We start from the raw sequence: 14,363 nt of genomic DNA, 5'->3' as shown, positions 1-14,363 counted from the left end.
TGCCTCCGGGGCGCCCATGTCCTTTCCCCAGTGCGAGGCGCGCCCGTCCGTCGTCCGGTGTTCATCTTCGCCGGCACTCGAACAGGAGGTGAGCAGCAGGGCGGCCCCGAGGGCCGCGAGCAGCCGTGGCCGCAGGGCAGATCGGTTGTTCACCGGTTCTCCTCGTCGCCGCGCGAGACGTCCCCGCGGGACCCTTCGCGCCCAGGGTCCGCCGGTGTCACCCCGAGGGCTGAGCCACTGTTCAGATCCTGGGTGTAGGTGCCGCTGCTACCGCGCATGTCGAATTCCTGGGCGAAGCCCACTTTGTGCAGGCGCCCCATGTCGTCGTCGGGAATGGTGACACCACCGGGGAACGTCGTCGATTTTCCGGAGCCCCAGTTGTACCGGTCCCACACGTTGACCTGGTAGTCGAGCGAGACCTGTGGCTTGCCCCCGTCGCCCGGACTGACGGTGACCATGCCCGACACGTTCTGCTGGTGCGACCCGACCGCGTGGAACGGCCTGCCGGCCCATCGCCACGGCAGGCCGGCGCACCGAGGTGAGCGGGACGACGGCGGACGCGGCGAATTCGATGTCGCCGTAGCCGACCACCGCAAGATCCTCCGGCACCTTCAGCCCGGCTTCGTACAGCGCCTGGAGTACGCCCAGGGCAAGCAGGTCGTCGGCGCAGAACACGGCGGCGGGGCGGTGGGGGAGCCCGAGGATGCGGTGCCCGGCGTCCTTGCCCGCGCCCACGGTCAGGTCCGCACAGGCGGGCTCCCTCAGGGCTGTGAGCTGGAGTCCGGCTTGGTTGACGGCGTCGACGGCTCCCCTGCGGCGGTCCCGTGCCTGCGGCGAGGAGACGACCGGTGAGGCCGCCGTCCGCGTCGGGGATCAGGCCCTCGCACGGCCGACGGGTCTCACGCCGCGCTGACCCCGCGGGTGGTTCCGCCGGGCACGCCTGACGCCGGACGGTTCATTCGGTACGTCAGGACAGGGCGAGGCCGCAGCTGTAGGCGGCCGAACCCGATCCGGAGTAGGACTCCAGCTCCAGGTAGTACGTCCCGCTGCCGGACGCCGTGCGGGTGTAGGAGACCGCCTCGTCCACGCCGCGGCCGTTGTTGACGGACCGGGCCGCGGTACCGCCCGAGGAATCGAGCAGGTAGACGTCGGCGTCGTAGGCGTCGGGGACCGCGCAGGTCGTTGTGGCCCTCTGGCCCGAGGCCAGGGTGAAGGAGAAGTAGTCGCGGTCGGACGTGGTGGTCAGCGCACCCGTGACGGTGAGGGGCCGGGCGCGGCCGGAGACGTCGTCGGCCGCGGACCGGGAGTCGTTCGGCTCGCTCTCCTGGACGGTCGAACCGCCGCCCCCCTGGGAGCCGCAACCGGTTTCCGGCGTGCCGTTGTAGAGGTTGGACTGCGCGACACCGTTGGTGACGCTGCGCTTGTAGTAGCCGCAGGTGGGGCGATTCTTGAAGTCGAAGGTCTGGCCGGCGGTGAGGTGCCAGATCTTGAAGTCGGAGTAGGTCAGAGGCTTCCCGGCTGTGGCCTGTTCCGGTTGGTGGTCGCCGAGCACCACGTAGGCGTTGCCGCCGCTCAGTGTCGCGAGCCCGTTCTTGTCGATGAACAGCGAGCTGCCGCCCTCGTCGACGCCGACCCCCCACGCCTTGCCCTGGCTGGTGAGGCCGTCCTTGATGGCTCGCGCGACGAAGGCCATGGTCCGGCCCATCCGGTCACGGGCGACGAAGTGGGAGTCGTTGATGGTGTCCCCGTAGTCGGGCCAGTTGAACATGCCCGTCGTGAACGTGACGGACTTGTCGTACGGGTTGGCGAGCGCTCCCGCCGAGGTGGCACTGGCCCGGCAGGCGTCGTAGACGAGAGAGCTGTTGATGTGCAGGCCCGCGCTGCCGCCGCCGGAGCCTCCGCCCTTGGCGACGACGGACTGCACGGACGCCTGGAGGGCGGTGCCCTTCCACGCGGCGTAACGGCACTGGTCACCGCCCGCGAAGTAGACGAACTCCGCGTTGCGGATGTCGGTGTTCAGCTGGGTGTTGTTGCCGTCGGACGCGGCCGTGAGCGTCCAGGTGGTGCAGGAATTGACGCCGCCGAGGTCGGTGATGGTGTCGCATTCGGGCGTCTCGCTGCCTGATGAAGGCGCCGAGCCCGCCAGCACGACGACGTCGAGGCTCCCGGTGTTCGCGCGGATGGCGTTGATGGCCTTGGTCATCGACGCGGCGACCACGGCCCCGTCGCCGTTCATGGTGAAGGCAGGGCCGGACCAGCTGGGGCGGCTGACGTCGGAGGCGTTGCCCAGGCGGACGCGGTCCGCGGACGCCTGGGCGGGATGGCTGCTGACGCCCAGGGTCGCAGCGGCTGCGGCCATGATCACGAGGAGTGAGGTCAGGGGTCTGCTCGGCATGTGCACGGTCATCGATGCTCCTGGGTGCAGGACTGCATGAAGGGACGGGGCATGCCGCTTCTCCTGGCGTGAGCGGCGCCTCTCACGACGAGTAGTGGCGGCAGTAGCGGAACATACAAGCAGTTACTTGTTACGGGAAGATGTAATGCGGAGTTCGCCGAGAAGGCCTCGACGGGCGCACGTAGTGAGGCTTCTAGTCGAAAATGTGGTGAATCTGTAGCGCTTCGTCGGTGGTGTGTGGAGCTGTAACCGGCGTTACATCTAGTCGTATCGATGGTCATCCTGTAGCTTCCTCTCGTGTCAGAGGGGGAGGGTGTCCCTCCCCCGCAGGACTTCTGAGAGGGATCGATCGTGATGCCGAACTCCCCCCGCCGTGTCGGCGCGGCAGCTGTGACCGCGGTCGTGGCACTGATGGCGGTGAGCGCCTGCAGCAACGGTGTGGACGACGGCTCGGCGGGCCGGGCGACCGCAGAGGTAAGGGTCGCCGGGGTCACGGTGACCAAGGACAAGGCGTTGCACGAGGCGCTGCCCGAAGCCGTCAAGAAGTCCGGGAGGGTGAGAGTGGCAACGGACGTCCCCTACCCGCCCTTCGAGATGTTCGTCAGCGAGGGCAGCAAGGAACTGACCGGTCTCGACCATGACCTGGGGCAGGCGATCGGTGCGAAGCTCGGGGTGGAGTTCGTCTTCACCCCGCAGAAGTTCGACGGCATCGTGCCGGCACTTCAGGCGGGCAAGTTCGACGTCGCCATGTCGGCGATCACGGACAACAAGGAGCGGCAGAAGGTCGTCGACTTCGTCGACTACTCCCAGTCCGGCTCCGGCATCCTCGTGGCGGAGGGCAACCCCCACAAGATCATGACGCTGACCGACCTGTGCGGTAACCGAGTGGGGGTGCAGGCCGCCACCAACCAGCTCAAGCTGCTGACCGGGACGCAGGCGAAGTGCACCGCGGCGGGCAAGAAGAAGATCAGCATCTCCACCTACCCCAAGGACTCCGACGCCCAGCTGGCGCTGCGCTCGGGCAAGGTCGTCGCCGATGTGGCGACCAAGCCGGCCGCGGGCTGGACGGCGAAGACGGCGGACGGCGGCAAGGCATTCGACCTCGTCGAGGACCCGCAGGCTCCCGGCGGCTACAACGCCTCGCCGAACGGCATAGCGGTCAGCAAGAAGCTTCCCGGCCTCACCACCGCGGTCCAGAAGGCACTGCAGGCGCTCCTCGATGACGGCACCGTCACCAAGATCTACGAGAAGTACGGTGTCGCCTCCATCGCGGTCAAGGAAGCGACCCGGAACGCGGCGGTGGACTGACCATGCCCGCCCTCACCTCTCCCCTCGACGCCCATGCCCGCGAGGATTCGGCCCCACCCGGCATCGAGATCGTGCCCGTCCGCCACTACGGCCGCTGGCTGGCCGCCGTGGCCGCCGTGGCCGCGGTCGCCGGGCTGATCGGCTCCCTGGCCAAGAACGCCAACCTGCACTGGGACGTCATCGGCCACTTCCTCTTCGCCGACCTCATCTTCGACGGACTGGCGACGACCCTCTGGCTGACCGTCGCCGCCATGGTGCTCGGCCTTGGGCTCGGAACCGTCATCGCGGTCATGCGCCTTTCGCCCAACCCCGTGCTCTACGGGCTCTCCTCGCTCTTCGTCTGGATCTTCCGCGGCACCCCCCTGCTGGTGCAGATCATCTTCTGGGGATACGCGGCAGCGCTCTACAAGAACGTCATGATCGGGATCCCCTTCACGCACGTCACGTTCGTCCAGGCCGACACGAACACCCTGCTGACGCCTGCGGTGGCCGCCCTCCTGGCCCTCGGCCTCAACGAGGCCGCGTATGCCAGCGAGATCGTGCGCGCCGGTATCCAGTCGGTCGACGTCGGACAGACGGAGGCCGCGCACTCGCTGGGTATGCGTCCTGTTCTCACGATGCGCAGGATCGTCCTGCCCCAGGCCATGCGGGTGATCATCCCGCCGATGGGCAACGAAACGATCAACATGCTCAAGATGACGGCTCTGGTCTCCGTGATCGCGGCCCACGATCTGATGTCGAACATCCAGGACGTGTACGCGCAGAACTACCAGGTCATTCCGATGCTCGCGGTCGCCAGCATCTGGTACCTGGCCCTGGTGAGCCTGCTGAGCATCCCGCAGGCATGGATGGAACGCCGTTACGGCCGGGGGACCGCACGCGGCACCGGTGCCTCGCCCCTGCGGAGAGTGCTCGCGGGCGTCTCCTTGCCGGGCCGCGGGAAGAAGGAGTCGGACCGATGAACCCCATGGTGTACGCCCAAGGCGTACGGAAGCGCTTCGGGAAGCTAGAAGTCCTCAAGGGAATCGATCTGACCGTGGACGCGGGACAGGTGTGCTGCCTCTTGGGGCCTTCCGGGTCGGGCAAGTCCACGTTCCTGCGCTGCATCAACCACCTGGAGACGGTGGACGGCGGAAAGCTCTCCGTCGACGGGCAGCTGGTGGGATATCGACGACACGGCAACCGGCTGCATGAGCTGCGGGAACGTGAAATCGCCACGCGGCGGCGGGACATCGGGATGGTGTTCCAGCGGTTCAACCTCTTCCCCCACCTGACCGCTCTGCAGAACGTGATCGAGGCCCCGGTGCGGGTGGCCGGCGTCGGCCGTGACCAGGCCCTGGAGGAGGGCACACGCCTGCTGGAGCGGGTCGGCCTCGCCGACCGGGCCCGTCACTATCCGGCGCAGCTCTCGGGCGGTCAGCAGCAGCGGGTGGCGATCGCGCGAGCGCTCGCGATGAAGCCCAAACTGATGCTGTTCGACGAGCCGACCTCCGCGCTCGACCCGGAACTGGTGGGCGAGGTCCTGGACGTCATGCGGCAACTGGCCGCGGACGGCATGACCATGATCGTGGTCACCCATGAGATCGGTTTCGCCCGGGAGGTCGGTGACACCGCCGTCTTCATGGACGCGGGGACCGTGGTCGAGGCGGGAGCCCCCCAGCAGGTGCTGGTCGCACCGGAACAGGAACGCACCCGCGGCTTCCTGTCGAAGGTCCTGTGAGTACCCGCACCGGCCGGCAGCGCCGCACCGCTGACCTGTTGACGCTGGCACAGGCCCGTGGGCCGCACTACCTCGAGGCACTGGCCGAGCTCGTCGCGGTCGACTCCGGTTCGTACAGCCCGGCGGGTGTCGACCGCGTCGGCGCTCTCGTCGGCCGGCGACTGGACGGTCTCGGCTTCGAGACGGAACACATCAGACTGCCGCCGATGGGCGACCGCAGAACCGGTGACCTGCTGATGGGTCGGAAGCGCGGCGCCCTGTCGGTTTGGGAGGGAGGACGCAGGATCCTGCTCGCCGCCCACATGGACACGGTCTTCGAGGACGGCACCGCCGCGGCGAGGCCGTTCAGCCTGACCGGATCGCATGCCCGCGGGCCCGGGGTGAGCGACGACAAGGGCGGCCTCGTCTGCGGACTCACCGCGCTGGGCGTACTCCAGGAGGCCGGGCTCGACCAGTACGCGGAGCTGGTGTTCCTGGCCGTCCCCGACGAGGAGATCGGCTCACCGGCGAGCCGTCCCGTGACCGAGGACGTCGCCCGGGGCATGCACTACGCCCTGGCCCTGGAGTGTGCCCGGGAGAACGGGGACGTCGTCATCGCCCGCAAGGGAGTGGCCGACTTCCAGCTCACCGTCACCGGGCGGGCGGCCCACGCCGGCATCGAACCCGAAAGGGGCGCCAACGCGGCTCTCGCGGCAGCCCACCTCACCGTCGCCCTCCAAGCACTCAACGACCACTGGGACGAGGTGACGGTCAACGTAGGCATGGTGCACGCGGGCACCAGGACCAACATCGTCTGCCCGATGGCCGAACTGCACGTCGAGGTCCGCTCGGCCACGCTCAAGGGCATCCACCGGGCCCGGCAGGCGATCGAGGACATCGCCGCACGCCCGGCCGTCGTCGGTACCACCGTCCGGGTCGAGCAACTCGACCTCTGCCCCCCCATGGAGGACACCGGCGCCTCCCGGCAGATCCTTCGCACGGCCCAGACCATCGGCCGTGAACTCGGCCTCCCCTTCGGTGCCGCGGCGACCGGAGGCGTGGGCGACGCGAACTTCATCGCCGGTGCCGGAGTTCCCGTACTCGACGGTCTCGGTCCGGTGGGCGGCGGTGACCACAGCCCGGACGAATGGCTGGACACCACCACGGTGGCACCCCGTGTCGCCCTTCTCGCCGCACTGATCGCCGAGCTGGGTGACAGCCGGAACCACTGAACCAGCCGTTGTCCCACCGCCCGGACGCACGGCTCCGGTCCGGACGACAGAAGCCGCCCCGACCCGGCCGGAGCCCGCCGGGGGACACCACCCCTTCCTTCCCGTTCCGCCCCTGGAGGTATCAGTCATGCGTGTTCCGAGCAGAGCCGGCCGCACAGTCCTGGCAGGAAGCACCGCGCTCCTGCTGGCCCTCGCCGCCGCACCGACGGCCGTGGCACATCCCGCACCTGACCACCGCTCCGCCGGTTCGCTCGTCCTGGTGGGCGGAGGGCTGAAGGACGACAACGACCAGGTGTACGGCGAGATCATCGACCGGGCCGGCGGAAAGGGGCACGCGCGGATCGGTGTGCTGACCGCCGCTTCCGTGCCGGAGAGTCAGGACCCCCACGCCGGTGATCCGGCCACGTGCTCGAACTCCGCCTGCAACGGCGCCTACTACGCCGACCTCTTCACCCGGCACGGCGCGGCTGACGCGCAGTGGATCCCCGTCGACATCGAGCACGTCGCCGCCGCGGACTCGGACCGCCTCGTCGAGCAGATCAACGGCATGACCGGATTCTTCTTCGGCGGCGGTGACCAGTACCGCTACGTGACAAGCCTGATGCACGGCGCGGCCCACACCGACTCCAAGGTACTGGCAGCCATCCGTGCCAAGCTCGCGCGCGGGGCGGTGGTCGCGGGGTCGAGCGCGGGAGCCCAGATCATGGCCGGCACCGACATGATCACCGGAGGGGAGTCCTACGAGGGCCTGCGCGACGGCAGTCGTGCCGGCTACTTCGAGGACGCGTCCAAGCTCGGCTACCTGCCACAGGGCGGCTTCGGCTTCCTGCGCTCAGGCCTGCTGGACACCCACACCGGTACGTCGGGCCGCGAAGGCCGCTCGCTGCGACTGGCCGCCGACACCGGCCACCAGCGTGTCTACGCACTGGAGGAGAACACCGCTCTCGTCGTGGAACACGTCGGCTCCCGCGACGAGAGCATGCAGGTCGTGGGTCCTCAGGGCCTCGCCGTGTTCGACCTGAGACACGCCCGCACCCGCGAGGGAGCTGCCGGCTGGTCACTGACCGGGGCCGACTACAGCTACCTCACCGACGGTGACCGCTACGACCCCCGGCACTGGCGTGTGCGTCCCGCCGCGGACAGAACGCGCCTGCATCCGCAGGGGCGAACCGCGGTGCCCGAGAACAACGACGTGTTCTACTCCCTGGCCAACGCCGACGGCGTCCCGTACAGCTTCCTGGGTACGGCACGCGCCCTGGCTTCGTCGGCCGGGCAGCGTGAGGCCACCGCGTCCACCTACGAGTCCGGACCGCGATTCACCGTGACGTTCGCCAAGGACCGGCGTTTCACCGCCCTGACGAGCGACGGCACCGAAGCGACCACGCTGATCGCGCTGCATGTGTCCATCGACCCCACATAGCGACGGAGCGCGGGGCAACCCGGCAGGGGCCGGCCGGTGTCTCCCGTGGACCTTTGAGCATATTCGGGGACCGGCGGCCCGGTAGGCTTCGCCGACAAGGCCCTCGCGGCCCGGAAAGGGAATTTCACGATGGCTTCTGGCACGCTCGCCGACGAGATCAGGCTCAAGCTGGGCGAGCTCAGCCCTGCCGAGCGCAAGGTCGGCCGCGTCATGCTGGCCGGCTATCCGGCAGCGGGATTCGAGACGATCGCGACGATCGCCGAGCGGGCGGCGGTCAGCGCGCCGACCGTCCTCCGGTTCGTCGGACGCCTCGGCTTCCGGGGATATCCCGATTTCCAGGCGGCCCTGCGTACCGAACTCGACGAGCGCAGCGCGTCCCCGCTCTCCCTGTACGAATCCGCCGTGCACACCACGTCGGGGGACGAGGACGACAGCGACCAGTCACTGCTGCAGCTCGGCAGCCGGCTCTTCGCCACGGCACTCACCCAGAGCCTCGCGGAGCTCCCGCCGCATGACGTCAACCGGGCCACCCAACTGCTGGCGGATCCCAAACGGCGGATCGTCCTCGCCGGCGGGCGGTTCACGCACCTCCTGGCGCAGTACCTCGGTCTGCATCTGATGCAGTTGCGCGACGATGTCATGTTTCTGCCGGACCGTGATGTGGAACGCACGTCCGTGCTGGCCGCACTGACCCGCCGCGATGTGCTCGTCGTCTTCGACTACCGCCGCTACGAGGAGGACAAGGTCGCCATGGCCCAACTCGTGCGCGAGCAGGGAGGGAAGGTCGTCCTGTTCACCGACACCTGGCTCTCCCCGGCTACCGCGCACGCGGAGGTCGTCCTGCCGAGCCAGGTCACGTCCCCATCCCCCTACGACAGCCTCGTCCCCACGATGGCCGTCATCGAGACCGTCGTGGCGGCGGTCATCGTCTCGCTGGGCGAGGCCGCACACCAGCGCCTGCGGCTCGGCGAGGACGTCGCGCAGCGCGTGGGCCTGGTCTGACCGAAGCGTGGGCCGCTGACCCACGCACCGGGACCCGCCTGCCGGAACACACCGCGCTTCGGCGCCGTCCCACCCGCCTCGCCAGAGGAAACACCGCACCTCCGATGCGTTCGGTGGCCACCGCTGCCCCGGACCTTCCCGCTCGCGGAAGCAACTGTCATGCCCAGAAACGGGCGCACGCGCACCCTCGGCCCCATTTCCCTGATCCTCATCGGCTCGCTCGCACTGGCCGGCTGTGGTGGCGATCACGAGGCCGGCTCTTCATCCGCCGAGGCGACTTCCGTCGAGGTGATCCCCGGTGTCCTCGTGAAGTCCGACCCGGCCCTGCACGCGGGGCTGGGCGAACAGACGCGCAGGAGTGGCGTGGTGTGGGTGGCCACCGATCTGCCCTATCCCCCTTCGAGATGTTCACCAGCGTAGGCAGCAAGCAGATGACAGCGCACTGCGCAGCGGACGCGTCGTCGCCGACTACCTGGACGAGGTGACGGCCGCGTGGGTCGCCTCGACGACAGATGACGGACAGGTCTTCTCGACCCTCACGGGCGACAAGGCGGTCGGCCCTCACAGCCCCTCGCCGATGGGCATAGGGGTGTCCAAGTCCGACGCGCGGCTGTCACGTTCCATCCAGGTGGTGGTGCAGTCCCTCATGGACGGCGGCACCTACCTCAAGGTCCTGAAGAGGTACCACGTGCCTGGCATCTCCATACCGAAGGCGACGATCAACGCCGGCTAGCGGATCCGCTGTTGATGACGATCCCCTGCGAGTCGGATCGAGGGGGGCACAGGATCGTTCTGACCTGGGGAAACGCGTTCTTCTGGGGCGGTTTCCCGTGCAGCGCTCGCCGCGCGGGAGTGCGGCGAACGTGGCGCTTGGGGCAGGCGCGACAAGCCTTGTGTGGCTGTGACCTGGGTCTTTTCCGGTACCGGCTCCGTGGGAAGGTCATGGATGCTCCCACGACTCCTGCTCATGGCCGGCGAGACGTTCCTGGTTTCTCTGCACCCGCGGTGCCCAAGACCCGAGGGCGTCCTGCCCGGGCTGAGACTGGGCGCGCCGGTCTGAGCATCCCCGCCCCCATCGTCCTGCTCCCGGTCGGCTCCGCCGTCGGCGCACTGACGACGTCGACCCCGAGCCGCTGCTGGGGGCGGCGTTCTCACGGGGCCGCCGGGGCCGCCGGGGCTGGCGGGACCGCAGCGCGTGGTTCGGCGAACGTAGGCATCTCTCTGCCGTGTGCCGGGCGCTGTCACGCATTTGCCGGGCCCTGTCACGGCGTTCTCGGGCCCACTTCACGTTAGCGTTCCACCGGTCTGATCCGCAGCGCCATGAGGAGACACGAGGACTGTATATGGCAGATCAGCCACGTGAGCAGTGGGCCACTCGCACCGGGTTTCTGCTGGCTGCGATCGGGTCGGCCGTCGGACTCGGCAATATCTGGCGGTTCCCCGCCATTGCCTACGAGAACGGCGGTGGAGCCTTCCTGCTGCCGTACCTCATCGCGCTCCTCACGGCGGGCATCCCGCTGCTGATCATGGAGTACGCCATCGGGCGGAAGTACCGGCTCTCGCCCCCGGCCGCGCTGCGGAGGATGGCCCGGCCGGCAGAGGCCATCGGATGGTGGCAGGTCGTGATCGCCTTCGTGATCGCCACCTACTACGCCGTCATCATCGCCTGGGCCGTGCGCTATGTGGGCTTCTCCGTCGGCCGGCAGTGGGGTGACGACCCGGAGGCGTTCCTCTTCGGTGACTTCCTGCGGGCACCGGAGACACCGGGTTTCCTGGACGGCTATGTATCAGGGGTGTTCTGGCCGCTCATTCTTGTGTGGGCGGTTGTGCTGGTCGTCCTGGCGTTCGGAATCCGGCGAGGCATCGAACGTGCCAACAAGATCTTCATTCCGTTGCTCTTCGTCCTGTTCGCGGCACTGGTGATCCGGGCACTCACGCTGGACGGGGCGGCCACCGGACTCGATGCCCTCTTCTCGCCGGACTGGTCGGAACTCGGCAACGGCAGCGTCTGGGTCGCCGCCTACGGGCAGATCTTCTTCTCGCTGTCCATCGGCTTCGGCATCATGGTCACCTACGCGTCCTACCTGGGCCGCCGGGCCGACCTGACGGGCTCCGCGATGGTAGCGGGCTTCGCCAACAGTTCCTTCGAGATCCTCGCGGGCATCGGAGTGTTCGCGACCTTGGGCTATCTGGCCACCGCCTCGGGGGTCGGCGTCGACGAAGTCGCCGGCGCGGGCATCGGCCTGGCGTTCGTCGCCTTCCCTGCGGTGATCTCGGAAATGCCGCTCGGCGCCCTCTTCGGTGTGCTGTTCTTCAGCTCCCTGGTGATCGCGGGACTCTCTTCGCTGATCTCCATCGTGCAGGTGGTCGTCTCGGCCGTGCAGGACCGGACCGGAATGCGTCGCATGCCGGCGGTTCTGGGCATCGGCGGTTTCGTCGCGCTGGTGTCGGTCCTGCTGTTCCCGACCGAGTCCGGCATCTATCTGCTCGACGCGTCCGACCACTTCATCAACCAGTACGGCATCGCGCTGGCAGCTCTTGTCGGGCTGATCGTCGTCGTCTGGGTGCTGCGGCAACTCCCCGGCCTCCAGCAGGACGCTGACGCCACCTCCGCCATCCGGCTCGGCCGCTGGTGGCGCATCTGCCTCGGGGTCATCACGCCAGTGGTGCTGGGCTGGATGATGGTCGACAGCCTGCGGACCGAGTTCGAAGAGAACTACGAGGGCTATTCGACCGGGTTCCTGCTCTCCGCGGGCTGGAGCGTCGCCATCGGAGCACTGCTGGTCGGGGTGATCCTCACTCTGATGCCGTGGCCCGCCGGCGGTGAGGACATCGACCTGGACATGAAGTCGCCCGCAGACCGGAAGGACCGCTGATGTCCGCCAGCGCCATCGTCATGATGGTCATCGCCATGATCATCGTCTGGGGCGGACTGATCACCGCCATCGTCCGGCTGCGGAGCCACCCGGACCCCTCGGACCCGATGCCGCCCGACTCCCACCCGGCAGAGTGACCAGCCCGTAACGACCGGGCGGGGTGGAAAGTCTCCGCCGCCGAAGGCGCCTACTCACCGTCGAGCGCCCTTCGTACCGGGGAGTCACCCCGTCACGCTGATCACCGGGAGCGCTGAGGCGGGTGCGCCGTTCAGCCGTCTACTGGACACACCCTGAGCCAGCCGAAGCCCTGCGTCGCCCTCCAGGCCCGCTCCATGAGGTGCCCTCTGCCGCGGCCCCAGCCCCTCAACCGCCTGATCCAGTCGGGTGGAGCTGCTGCCTAGTCACCGGACACGAGAAAACCTGTGTCGGCAAGAGTAGACATTGAGTGGTGGTGTGGTTATGGTTTCTCTCGTAGCCGAGATCGAGGAAGGCCTGGCAGAGATGAACTGCCGGGCATGCGCAGGTGCATTTCGCAGGACGGTGCGGTGGTGGAGTCTCGAAGCCGGAGTGGTTGCAGATGGCGACGGGGCTGGCGACCGTGCCGGGTGGCCCGCAGTGATTCAGGGGCCGCCATGAGCAGTGCCGCAGTTCGCAATACCAGCAGCACGATGTTCAGCGGCACCTCGGTAAAGGCGTCGGCTGCGGGCGCGCGTACCGGGACGTTCGGCAGCGGGGTTCCAAGCCGGAGCAGGTAGCAGGACGGGCGACGGGGCTGGCTGCCGAAGAGTGGCGCTGTTCGAGGCCACAGCAGTAAGCAAGTGATCGGGTCCAGAGGGAAAGAACGGAGGAGCCAGGCGCCATCAGGATCGCCCGGGCGGAGTGTTGAGCCCGGGTACCGCAGGACATCGATAGTGAGGTGGTCTCCGGTCAAGCAACCGCGATCCCCGCACCCCCGGCGGCAGTTCGGCCGGGTCGGCGGAAACAGAGGGCCGACGCAAGATCAGGGTCGGCAGATGGTGTAGAAGGTCCTTCGGGGCCCGGGTGCGGATATGGCACCCGGGCCCCTCCAGCGTGTTCCACAGAGAGGTGCAATGACAGCAGACGACTCGTTCGGCCGTCTCGATGACGACGACTACCCCGCCTACACCATGGGCCGGGCCGCCGAGATGCTCAACACCACCCAGGGCTTCCTGCGCGCCATCGGCGAAGCCCGCCTCATCACCCCGCTGCGCTCCGCCGGCGGCCACCGCCGCTACTCCCGCTACCAACTGCGCATCGCCGCCCGCGCCCGCGAACTCGTCGACCACGGCACCCCCATCGAGGCCGCCTGTCGCATCGTCATCCTCGAAGACCAACTCGAGGAAGCCCAACGCATCAACGCCGAGCACCACCGGGCCGTCCGAACGACCGACCCCTAGCCCGCCCCAGGCGCATGCGACACGGACCGTGGGGGGCCGTCACCGGCTCGGGCGCCGTGGACGCTGCGTTCGGTCAGCTGGGCGCCAGCGAGAGCTGGTGCTGTCACGGGTCCAGTGCTTCGGCTCGGAGCCGGCTGCCGGGCGGGTCGCCGTCAGCGCGGCTGCCGCGGCGCGCCACTCGATCATGACGCCCGCACTCGTACAGCCCCGTTTTCCAGTACGAATGGTCGGTGGTCGCTTCGGTGGTCCGCTTGAGGGCGAGGGCGGCTGCGCCGCGGTCGATGGTGCGCTCGCGGCAGGGGGCGTCGGGGGCCCCGGAGCGCGGGGAGCGCGTTCCGCGGCCTTGTCGAGTATCGCCAGGCCTCCGCCGTAGCCGGCGGCCCGCCGTGGTGCGGAATCCGGTGATGCTGACCGTCGTGCTGAATCCTGTGTTCTGCGGTTTGCTGAAGGGGTGTGCAAACGAAGGGGCTCGTGATGTACCGCGACACGCTGCATACCTACCTCAACGATCACTTGGCCGGGGCGAGCGCCGGTTCCAGGCTCGCCCGCCGCATCGCCACCCGGCACAGCGACTCGGTGCGCGGCGCGGACCTGAACCAGGTGGCCGGAGACATCGACCAGGACCGGCAGACGCTGCTCGTCTTCATGGACACCCTGGGCGTACCTGTTCGGCGTTACAAGGTCAGTTCGGGTCGGGTCGCTGAACTGGTGGGGAGACTGAAACTGAGCGGCGCGATCTGCCGGCCTTCCGGGTTGAGCGCCGTCCTCGAGCTCGAGACCCTCCGCCTGGGCGTCGAGGGCAAAGCCCTGCTGTGGCGTACGTTGCGCGCGGTGGCGTCGAAGGACAGCCGCCTGAGCGTGTCGCAGATCGAGGGTCTGCTGGCGCGCGCGGAGCAGCAGATCGACGTGCTCGAGCGGTTGCGGATGACAGCAGCGGTCGTGGTCTTCTCTCCCTGAGCCACCGAAGTCGCCTCCAGCAGGGCAGGCGTACTGGCGGGAAGCCGGAAACGCGT

The 14,363-nt window shown here is 68.6% G+C and carries 14 protein-coding genes and 1 pseudogene; 12 read left to right on the top strand and 3 right to left on the bottom strand.

Annotation, left to right across the window (positions count from 1 at the left end):
- Positions 1-149: 149 nt before the first annotated feature.
- The 3 genes and pseudogenes from B9S57_RS33915 to B9S57_RS33905 form a co-directional block, all read right to left on the bottom strand.
- Positions 150-458 (bottom strand): hypothetical protein, encoded by a 309-nt coding sequence (locus B9S57_RS33915; protein ID WP_258036754.1) that lies wholly within the window; start codon positions 456-458, stop codon positions 150-152.
- Positions 459-498: 40 nt separating this feature from the next.
- Positions 499-831, bottom strand: a pseudogene (locus tag B9S57_RS33910) (substrate-binding domain-containing protein); the annotation flags it as partial.
- Positions 832-967: 136 nt separating this feature from the next.
- Complete coding sequence (locus B9S57_RS33905) at positions 968-2,407, bottom strand: pre-peptidase C-terminal domain-containing protein (RefSeq protein WP_107499037.1); 1,440 nt, start codon at positions 2,405-2,407, stop codon at positions 968-970.
- A gap of 342 nt (positions 2,408-2,749) precedes the next feature.
- Here B9S57_RS33905 and B9S57_RS33900 point away from each other — a divergent pair, with 342 nt between their 5' ends.
- From B9S57_RS33900 to B9S57_RS33845, 12 genes are all read left to right on the top strand, one after another.
- A complete protein-coding gene (locus B9S57_RS33900; RefSeq protein ID WP_258036753.1) occupies positions 2,750-3,703 on the top strand; it encodes an ABC transporter substrate-binding protein in 954 nt (317 codons plus the stop codon).
- Between the two features lie 2 nt (positions 3,704-3,705).
- A complete protein-coding gene (locus B9S57_RS33895) occupies positions 3,706-4,665 on the top strand; it encodes an amino acid ABC transporter permease (protein ID WP_103760982.1) in 960 nt (319 codons plus the stop codon).
- Between the two features lie 5 nt (positions 4,666-4,670).
- Positions 4,671-5,423: an amino acid ABC transporter ATP-binding protein gene (locus tag B9S57_RS33890; protein WP_181011568.1), complete on the top strand. Its 753-nt coding sequence runs from the start codon at positions 4,671-4,673 to the stop codon at positions 5,421-5,423.
- Positions 5,420-6,634 (top strand): M20 family metallopeptidase, encoded by a 1,215-nt coding sequence (locus B9S57_RS33885; protein WP_103760980.1) that lies wholly within the window; start codon positions 5,420-5,422, stop codon positions 6,632-6,634. The genes B9S57_RS33890 and B9S57_RS33885 overlap by 4 nt, the downstream gene beginning before the upstream one ends.
- Positions 6,635-6,761: 127 nt before the next feature.
- A complete protein-coding gene (locus B9S57_RS33880) occupies positions 6,762-8,054 on the top strand; it encodes a cyanophycinase (protein WP_103760979.1) in 1,293 nt (430 codons plus the stop codon).
- A 129-nt stretch (positions 8,055-8,183) separates the two neighbouring features.
- On the top strand, positions 8,184-9,056 hold the full coding sequence (locus tag B9S57_RS33875) for a MurR/RpiR family transcriptional regulator (protein WP_103760978.1): 873 nt from the start codon (positions 8,184-8,186) through the stop codon (positions 9,054-9,056).
- A 159-nt stretch (positions 9,057-9,215) separates the two neighbouring features.
- On the top strand, positions 9,216-9,476 hold the full coding sequence (locus B9S57_RS34805) for a hypothetical protein (RefSeq protein WP_181011569.1): 261 nt from the start codon (positions 9,216-9,218) through the stop codon (positions 9,474-9,476).
- Between the two features lie 61 nt (positions 9,477-9,537).
- Positions 9,538-9,789 carry a hypothetical protein gene (locus B9S57_RS33870; protein ID WP_365909803.1) on the top strand — a complete coding sequence of 84 codons (252 nt, stop codon included), beginning with the start codon at positions 9,538-9,540 and terminating at the stop codon, positions 9,787-9,789.
- A gap of 610 nt (positions 9,790-10,399) precedes the next feature.
- Complete coding sequence (locus B9S57_RS33865) at positions 10,400-11,932, top strand: sodium-dependent transporter (protein WP_103760976.1); 1,533 nt, start codon at positions 10,400-10,402, stop codon at positions 11,930-11,932.
- Positions 11,932-12,069: a methionine/alanine import family NSS transporter small subunit gene (locus B9S57_RS33860; RefSeq protein ID WP_103760975.1), complete on the top strand. Its 138-nt coding sequence runs from the start codon at positions 11,932-11,934 to the stop codon at positions 12,067-12,069. The genes B9S57_RS33865 and B9S57_RS33860 overlap by 1 nt, the downstream gene beginning before the upstream one ends.
- A gap of 954 nt (positions 12,070-13,023) precedes the next feature.
- Positions 13,024-13,350, top strand: a complete 327-nt coding sequence (locus B9S57_RS33850) for a MerR family transcriptional regulator (RefSeq protein WP_103760974.1) — start codon at positions 13,024-13,026, stop codon at positions 13,348-13,350.
- A gap of 474 nt (positions 13,351-13,824) precedes the next feature.
- The gene (locus tag B9S57_RS33845; protein WP_103760985.1) at positions 13,825-14,307 is read left to right on the top strand and encodes a hypothetical protein; all 483 of its coding nucleotides are present in this window, start codon (positions 13,825-13,827) and stop codon (positions 14,305-14,307) included.
- The last annotated feature ends 56 nt before the right edge of the window (positions 14,308-14,363 follow it).

It is taken from the genome of Streptomyces sp. SM10 (assembly GCF_002910915.1).
In the GTDB taxonomy this organism is placed as follows: domain Bacteria; phylum Actinomycetota; class Actinomycetes; order Streptomycetales; family Streptomycetaceae; genus Streptomyces.
This window is presented reverse-complemented; position numbering and strand designations above follow the sequence as displayed.

Excerpts from the sequence above, each read along its gene's own strand:
- B9S57_RS33915 (WP_258036754.1), bottom strand. The coding sequence starts at position 458 with ATGGTCACCGTCAGTCCGGGCGACGGGGGCAAGCCACAGGTCTCGCTC.
- B9S57_RS33905 (WP_107499037.1), bottom strand. The coding sequence starts at position 2,407 with ATGACCGTGCACATGCCGAGCAGACCCCTGACCTCACTCCTCGTGATC.
- B9S57_RS33900 (WP_258036753.1), top strand. The coding sequence starts at position 2,750 with ATGCCGAACTCCCCCCGCCGTGTCGGCGCGGCAGCTGTGACCGCGGTC.
- B9S57_RS33895 (WP_103760982.1), top strand. The coding sequence starts at position 3,706 with ATGCCCGCCCTCACCTCTCCCCTCGACGCCCATGCCCGCGAGGATTCG.
- B9S57_RS33890 (WP_181011568.1), top strand. The coding sequence starts at position 4,671 with ATGGTGTACGCCCAAGGCGTACGGAAGCGCTTCGGGAAGCTAGAAGTC.
- B9S57_RS33880 (WP_103760979.1), top strand. The coding sequence starts at position 6,762 with ATGCGTGTTCCGAGCAGAGCCGGCCGCACAGTCCTGGCAGGAAGCACC.
- B9S57_RS33875 (WP_103760978.1), top strand. The coding sequence starts at position 8,184 with ATGGCTTCTGGCACGCTCGCCGACGAGATCAGGCTCAAGCTGGGCGAG.
- B9S57_RS34805 (WP_181011569.1), top strand. The coding sequence starts at position 9,216 with ATGCCCAGAAACGGGCGCACGCGCACCCTCGGCCCCATTTCCCTGATC.
- B9S57_RS33865 (WP_103760976.1), top strand. The coding sequence starts at position 10,400 with ATGGCAGATCAGCCACGTGAGCAGTGGGCCACTCGCACCGGGTTTCTG.
- B9S57_RS33860 (WP_103760975.1), top strand. The coding sequence starts at position 11,932 with ATGTCCGCCAGCGCCATCGTCATGATGGTCATCGCCATGATCATCGTC.
- B9S57_RS33850 (WP_103760974.1), top strand. The coding sequence starts at position 13,024 with ATGACAGCAGACGACTCGTTCGGCCGTCTCGATGACGACGACTACCCC.
- B9S57_RS33845 (WP_103760985.1), top strand. The coding sequence starts at position 13,825 with ATGTACCGCGACACGCTGCATACCTACCTCAACGATCACTTGGCCGGG.